General features: G+C 31.8%; 2 protein-coding genes. One reads left to right on the top strand and one right to left on the bottom strand.

The genetic code is table 11. From position 1 onward, the window contains the following. Nucleotides 1-2 precede the first annotated feature (2 nt). On the bottom strand, nt 3-317 hold the full coding sequence (locus tag COD92_RS31435) for a hypothetical protein (protein WP_098532485.1): 315 nt from the start codon (nt 315-317) through the stop codon (nt 3-5). A gap of 224 nt (nt 318-541) precedes the next feature. On the opposite strand from COD92_RS31435, the gene COD92_RS31430 reads away from it, so the two are divergent. Then, on the top strand, nt 542-796 hold the full coding sequence (locus COD92_RS31430; protein ID WP_098532486.1) for a hypothetical protein: 255 nt from the start codon (nt 542-544) through the stop codon (nt 794-796). Nucleotides 797-811: the final 15 nt, after the last annotated feature.

Below are 811 nucleotides of genomic sequence, written 5' to 3'. Positions count from 1 at the left end.
CTCTACACATTTGTATCATTATTAAGGATTGAGTTATAAATGTCTGCTTTCCCTTTAACCTTAACTTCATTTTCAGAGATATTTTCATTTCGATTGATTTTTATGTATATACCTTGCAGTAAATAAATAATTTCTGAAAATCCTATAAATGTCATGCCTGAGACAAACCCAACTAATGACCAAAGGAGAACTACAGTCCAATTTGCACCAGAGTCAAATAAACTATGGGTGTTTCCTAAAAAAAATCCACAAAAAACTCCTGCAATAATATTGAAAATCCCAATTTTTCTTAAAATGTTACCAACAGTATTATTCATTTACACTCCCCCTATAGGTAAATTCTACCACGATAGAAGTTGGAGAAATTTAGAAAGTGTACGACAAGTTTTTTAAGTCACAGCTTGAATTTATTATTGGATCTCTTATTGTGCTAACGGAGCAGTTTAGTTGAAAAAAGGTGAAATTCCCCAAGTTACAAAAAACATTATGTTAGGTATAATTAAGCTATTAAATAAGGTTTCGCTATTAATAGGGTGAGATAATGGATTTATTGGGTGCAATGTCTGTTTTGATTGGTCTTATAGCGTTATATGGTGGATTCGCCTACAATAAAAAAAGACACGAAAAAGATGGTTTAGATGGTTCTGGAGCTGATTCAATCATCGGTGCCATCATCGCTTTATTCGTTGTCTTCTTATTGAGACTGTTGCCATATCAGGTTACCAAAACATTGTTATTTATATTTGCCTTTATGTGTTTTTGTTTTAGTGTTTATGCATTTACTCACTTATACTAAACCAGCTAATAGTTT

It is taken from the genome of Bacillus sp. AFS037270, assembly GCF_002585305.1.
The sequence above is the reverse complement of the archived record's forward strand: the minus strand, read 5'-3'. Positions and strand labels throughout refer to the sequence as shown.

Excerpts from the sequence above, each read along its gene's own strand:
- COD92_RS31430 (WP_098532486.1), top strand. The coding sequence starts at position 542 with ATGGATTTATTGGGTGCAATGTCTGTTTTGATTGGTCTTATAGCGTTA.
- COD92_RS31435 (WP_098532485.1), bottom strand. The coding sequence starts at position 317 with ATGAATAATACTGTTGGTAACATTTTAAGAAAAATTGGGATTTTCAAT.